Origin of the sequence: Promicromonospora citrea (assembly GCF_013004695.1) — a bacterium.
GTDB classification, from domain to species: domain Bacteria; phylum Actinomycetota; class Actinomycetes; order Actinomycetales; family Cellulomonadaceae; genus Promicromonospora; species Promicromonospora citrea.
Map to the genome: position 1 here is coordinate 1 of NZ_JABEMG010000194.1, position 6,034 is coordinate 6,034.

Annotated in this window: 4 protein-coding genes; 1 reads left to right on the forward strand and 3 read right to left on the reverse strand. The window is 76.4% G+C overall.

Features of this window, described 5'->3' with window-relative positions; all coding sequences use genetic code 11:
- Positions 1–13 precede the first annotated feature (13 nt).
- Both HLB15_RS21870 and HLB15_RS21875 read right to left on the reverse strand, forming a co-directional pair.
- Positions 14–1,870, reverse strand: coding sequence for an elongation factor G (locus HLB15_RS21870; protein WP_171108636.1), 1,857 nt, complete (start codon positions 1,868–1,870; stop codon positions 14–16).
- 131 nt (positions 1,871–2,001) lie between these two features.
- Positions 2,002–2,514, reverse strand: a complete 513-nt coding sequence (locus HLB15_RS21875) for a MarR family winged helix-turn-helix transcriptional regulator (protein ID WP_171108638.1) — start codon at positions 2,512–2,514, stop codon at positions 2,002–2,004.
- 56 nt (positions 2,515–2,570) lie between these two features.
- Here HLB15_RS21875 and HLB15_RS21880 point away from each other — a divergent pair, with 56 nt between their 5' ends.
- A complete protein-coding gene (locus HLB15_RS21880; protein WP_171108640.1) occupies positions 2,571–3,293 on the forward strand; it encodes an SDR family NAD(P)-dependent oxidoreductase in 723 nt (240 codons plus the stop codon).
- Between the two features lies 1 nt (position 3,294).
- Here HLB15_RS21880 and HLB15_RS21885 read toward each other — a convergent pair.
- Positions 3,295–6,034 (reverse strand): bifunctional [glutamine synthetase] adenylyltransferase/[glutamine synthetase]-adenylyl-L-tyrosine phosphorylase (locus tag HLB15_RS21885; RefSeq protein ID WP_171108642.1); only part of this gene is annotated, 2,740 nt, incomplete at its 5' end.

Sequence of the window (6,034 nt, forward strand, 5' to 3'; positions counted from 1 at the left end):
CGTCACACCCCCGTCACACCCCCGCCGCCTCCCGCACCGGGTCGAAGCGGGCGTGCTCCGTGCGGCACATGCCCTCGCCGCGGGTCAGACCGGGCAGCTCGCGCTGCAGCGCGATTACGTTCGCCGCGGGGATCTCGCCCTCCAGCACCGCGATGCCGGACGTCGCGGGCCGCGCGCCGAACGGTACCCCGCCCAGCCGGCCGACCAGCGACGCCACCGCACCGACGGCATCGTCCGGCAGCTCGACGACGAACCGGTGCACCGGCGCGCACACGACCGTCCCGGCGCGGCGCAGCGCCGTGGCGAGGACGCGGGGCGTGAGGCCCCGGAAGTCGGCGCCCGTGCTGGACATCGCCTTGTTGAACTTCTGGTGCATGTGGCTCTGCCGCGGCGCGTACCCGGAGTGGGTCATGACCACGCGGGCGTCGGGCACGGGGTACCGCAGCGGGCCGCGGGCCAGCTCGCGGCGCACGGTGTCCTCCGTCGCGTCGAAGAACGCCGGCGGCATCGACCCGCCCTCGCACTCGAGCTCGAACGTCACGCCCGAGCCCGGCGGCGCGGGCTCGACCCGCAGGCCGATCGTCGCCAGGTACTCGTTGCCGTCCTGCTTCATGACCTCCAGCGCGTGCCCGGCGCCGGTCAGCCGCTCGGTGCGCGCGGTGCGGACCTCGCCGAACCGGGCCTCGACGCCGTGCTCCCGGAGCAGGATCGCGGCGGGAACGCGATGGCCTTGAGGCGGTCGCCGTCCTCCTCGTCGTGCGAGCACCTCGCGCTGCACCTCGCCGTAGAGCGACACCGTGATCACCTCGTCGCGCCGGCGCACGCGGATCAGCGGGTCCTGCTCCGCGAGCTCGGACAGCGCGGCGTACAGCCGGGTGCGCTCGCCGGGCGCGGCGTCGACCACCGTCTCGTAGGACGGCGGCGGGAACTGGATCGACCGCTCGTCCCCGGGCAGGCGCAGCCCGACGACGTCGCCGACCCGCGCCGTCGCCAGACCCTGCACGACGGCGATCTCCCCGGCGTGCGCCGTCGCGCGCGGCTCGAGGGCGCCCCGGTGGGCGACCCGCAGGCCCGTGACCCGCTCGGCGCGGCCGTGCCCGAGGTCGATGCGGTCGCGCACCCGCAGCGTGCCCGACCGCATCCGCACGAACACCCGCTTGCGCCCGTCCTCCCGGTCGATCGCGAACACGACGCCGGACGGCGCGTCAGGCCCCTCCGAGGCGACCGGCAGGAACTCCCCCAGCGCCGTCACGAGCTCCGGGATCCCTGCCCCGGTCACGGCCGACCCGAACAGCACCGGGTACGCCCTCCCGCGGCGCGACTCGCCGGCGAGCCAGGTGCGCGCGCCGTCGTCGGGCAGTGCCTCCACCCGGGCGGACGGCGTCCCCGGGTCCAGCACGCGCTGCACGGGCAGCACGTCCGGGCTGAGGCGGCGGGCGACCGCGTCGACCACCGCCTGCGGCCGTGCGCCGCGCCGGTCGATCTTGTTGACGAGCACGACCACCGGCAGCCGCAGGCGCTGCAACGCGCGCATGAGCGCGAGGGTCTGCGCCTGCACGCCCTCGACGGCGGACAGCACGAGCACCGCGCCGTCGAGCACGGCGAGGCTGCGGTCCACCTCGGCGATGAAGTCGGGGTGCCCGGGGGTGTCGAGCACGGTGACCGTCACGTCGCCCGCGGGGAAGGAGGCGACGGACGCGCGGATGGTGATCCCCCGCTCGCGCTCGAGCGCGAGGGAGTCGGTGAGGGTGTCGCCGCCGTCGACGGAGCCGAGGCGGTCGGTCACGCCCGCGTGGTGCAGCAGGCGCTCGGTCAGGCTGGTCTTACCGGCGTCGACGTGGGCGACGATCCCGAGGTTGAGGTACGACAAAGGCAGTCACGTCCGTGGTCAGGCGGGTCAGGGCACGGGGCGTGACAGCTGTCATCGGTCGTCCAATCTCTCGGGTCCGCCCACCCTGCTCCCGGTCCACGGCCGAGGACAACGCTTTTCGTGCCGAGGCCTCAGCCCGCCGCCGTCCCCAGCCGCGCGAGCAGCGCGCCCAGCGCCTCGCGCTCGACCGGGTCGAGCGCGGCGACCAGCGCCTCCTCGTGCTCGAGCAGCGCGCGGACCGCCGTCCCGACGCGTGCGTGCCCGGCGTCGGTCAGCACCACGGCGACCGCGCGCCGCGACGCCGTCGACGCCTGCCGCACCACGAGCCCGTCCCGTTCGGCGCGGGCCACGCGCTGCGAGATCGCGCCCGCGGTCACGAGCGTCTGCGCGGCGAGCTGCCGCGTGGTCAGCGTGTACGGCGGGCCGGACCGGCGCAGCGTGGACAGCAGGTCGAGCGTCGCGGCGTCGAGCCCGAGGCGGGCGAGCGTGCGGCGCCGCTCCTCCGCGAGCGTCTTGGCGGCGCGCCACAACGGAGTGAGCACGCCGATCGACGACGTCGGCACACCGGGCAGCTCACGCTCCCACGCGGCGGCGATGTCGGCGGGCGGCAGCGCGGCCGTCCCGTCGAGGGGGTAGTCGTCCATCCGGTCCTCCGTTATGTTGAGGCCTCAACGTTTAGACCTAAACCTAGGGAGCTATCATGCCACGGCTGGTCCTCGTCACCGGCGGTTCGGGCGGCATCGGCCGCGCCGTCGCGCGCACCTTCGTCACGGCAGGGGACGACGTCGTCGTCACCGGGCGCACCACGGACCGCCTCGAGGCCGCCGCCGCCGACACCGGCGCACGCCCCCTGTGCCTCGACGTCGCCGACCCGGCCGCCGTCGCCGGCCTGCCGGACGCGCTCGGCCGGCCGGCGGACGTCGTCGTCGCGCTCGCGGGCGGCAACACCGACCTCACCCGTGAGGCGCCCGACGGCGACCTCGACGCGCTCGCGGCCGGCTGGCGGGCCAACCTCGACGCGAACCTGCTCGGCACCGTCCTGCCCGTCACCGCGCTCCTGCCGACGATGCCGCGCGGCGGACGGATCGTCACCGTCGGGTCCATCGCCGCGGAGTACGCCGGCTTCTCCTACGGCGCCGCGAAGGCCGCCGTGCAGGCGTGGACGGCGGGCCTGTCGGCCGAGGTCGGGCCACGCGGCATCACCGCCAACTGCGTGTCGCCGGGGTTCATCGACGAGACCGGCTTCTTCCCCGGCGGCGTGAGCGACGAGCGCCGCGAGCGCCTCGTCGCGGCGACGCACGACCGGAGGGCGGGCGTGCCGGAGGACGTCGCCGCGCTGGTCGCCTACCTGGCCTCCCCCGGGGCGGCGCACGTCACGGGGCAGACGCTGCACGTGAACGGCGGCGCCCACACGACCCGGTGAGTTACTCCGCCCCGTAGAACACCCGCTCCATCACGGTCCGGGCGCGGCGGGACACCCGCAGGTACTGCTCCTCCATCTCCGGGCCGGTGCCGACGTCGCCGAGCAGGCGCGCGATGCCGGCCAGGGCGTGGCTGTCGTGCGGCAGCAGGTCGACGCCCGAGCCGGTGGTCCGCCCGGACCAGAGCACGATCGCGGAGCGGAGCCGGGAGGCCAGGCTCCAGGCCTCGAGCAGCACGTCGGCGTCGTCGACGTCGAGCAGGCCGGCGTCGCGGGCGGCCGCCAGGGCCGCGACCGTGCCCGTGGTGCGCAGCCCCGGCACCTCGTGGGCGTGCTCGAGCTGCAGCAGCTGGACGGTCCACTCGACGTCGGCGACGCCGCCGCGGCCGAGCTTGAGGTGCCGGGCGGGGTCGGCGCCGCGGGGCAGCCGCTCGGACTCGACGCGCGCCTTGATGCGGCGCACCTCGCGCAGCACGGCGGCGTCGAGGCCGCCCTCGGGGTAGCGCAGCGGGTCGATGAGCCGGGTGAACCGTGCGCCGAGCGAGCGGCCGCCCGCGGCGCCCGGGCCGAGGTCGAGGTCCGCCCCCGACCCCGCGGTCGCGTCGGCGTCGCGCGAGAGGGACGCCTCCACGGCTCCCTCGTCCGGTCCGCCCGCCGCGACGACGCTCAGGGTGCCGGACAGCGCGCGAGCCCGCAGCAGCGCCTGCGCCTCCCAGGGCGAGGACCAGCGGTCGTAGTACTCGACGTAGGACTCGAAGGACCGCACGAGCGGGCCGTTGCGCCCCTCGGGCCGCAGGTCGGCGTCGACGGGCAGGCCGGGCTCGGGGCCGACGGACGTCAGGATGCGCCGCAGGTTCTTGGCCACGGCGAGGGCGTAGTCGTTGGCCTCCTTGTCGGGCGCGCCGTCGACCGCCTCGTACACGAACATGACGTCGGCGTCGGAGCCGTACCCCATCTCCTGTCCACCGAGGCGTCCCATCGCGACGACGAGCAGGCGCGCCGGCTCCTCCCCGCGCGCGATGCCCCGGTCGCCCCGGGCCTCGTGCTCGGCGATGCGCAGCCCGCCCGCGAGCACGACGTCGGCGGCGTCGGAGACGGCGCGTGCGGCCTCGACGGGGCCCAGCTCGCCGAGCACCTCGGCGACGCCGGTGCGGGCCAGCTCGCGGCGCCGCAGCGCGCGCAGTGCGACGGTCGCGCTCTCGACCTCCTGGGCCCGGCCGAGCAGCGCGTCGGCCTCCGCAGCGAGCCGCCGCACGCCGCGGGGCGCGAGCGACTCGGACTCGGCGAGCCAGCGCACCGACTCCGGCGAGCGGCCGATCGCGTCGGCGAGGTACCGCGACGAGGACAGCACCTGGGCCAGGCGCGAGGCCGCCTCGGCGGAGTCGCGCAGGAGCCGCAGGTACCAGTGGGTCGAGCCCAGGGTGTCGGAGAGCTTGCGGAACGCGAGCAGGCCCTCGTCGGGGTCGGCGCCCTCGGCGAACCAGCCGAGCAGCACGGGCAGGAGCTGACGCTGGATGGCGGCGCGGCGCGAGACGCCGTCGGTCAGGGCCTGCACGTGCCGCATGGCGCCCTCGGGGTCGCGGTAGCCGATCGCGGCGAACCGCGCGACGGCGGCGCGCGGCGCGAGCGACGCCTCGCCGGTGGACAGCAGCGCCGTGGCGGGCAGCAGCGGCCGGTAGTAGACGGCCTCGTGCAGGTCGCGGACCTCCCGCCGGACGGTGCGCCAGGTCTTGACGAGGTCGTCGGCGCCGCCCTGGCCGAGCCCGCGGGCGAGGCGGCGCAGGTCGGCCTCGGCCGTCGGCATGAGGTGGGTGCGGCGCAGGCGGAAGAGCTGGATCCGGTGCTCGAGCGACCGCAGGAACCGGTAGCACTCCTCCATGCGACGGGCGTGCTCGCGCCCGACGTACCCGCCGCGGGACAGCGCGGCGAGGGCCTCGAGCGTGGTGCGGGAGCGGATGGTCTCGTCGGCGCGACCGTGCACGAGCTGCAGGAGCTGGACGGTGAACTCGACGTCGCGCAGGCCGCCCTTGCCGAGCTTGATCTGCCGGTCGGCCTCGGCGACGGGCACGTTGTCCTCGACGCGCCGCCGCATCGCGCGAGCGTCCTCGACGAAGTTCGGCCGCTCGACGGCCTGCCACACCAGCGGCCCGACGGCGGCGCAGTACGCCTCGCCGAGCTCCCGGTCGCCCGCGACCGGCCGGGCCTTGAGCAGTGCCTGGAACTCCCAGGTCACGGCCCAGCGCTCGTAGTAGGCGAGGTGGCTGGCCAGCGTCCGCACGAGCGGCCCCTGCTTGCCCTCCGGCCGCAGGGCGGCGTCGACCTGCCAGAGCGCGGGCTCGGCCGACGCGCCGGAGCAGACCTGCGCGAGCCGCGTCGCGAGCCGGGTGGCCGCGCGCAGCGCGTCGTCCTCGTCGCAGACCGGCTCGCCGTCCGGGCCGAGCGCGGGCTCGGCGACGTAGACGACGTCGACGTCGGAGATGTAGTTCAGCTCGCGCCCGCCGGTCTTGCCCATACCGAGGACGGCGAGGCGCACGCCCACGCCGTGGTCGTCCTCCTCGGATCGGGCGACGGCGAGCGCGGCCTCGAGCGCCGCAGCGGCGAGGTCGGCGAGCGCCGCGGCGACGTCGGGCAGGATCGCGCCCGGGTCGGGTGCGGTGACGTCGGTCGCGGCGATGCGCAGCAGGCGCGCCCGGTAGGCGCGGCGCAGCCGGTCCGTGGCCGACGGCGACTGCGGGTCGGCCCCC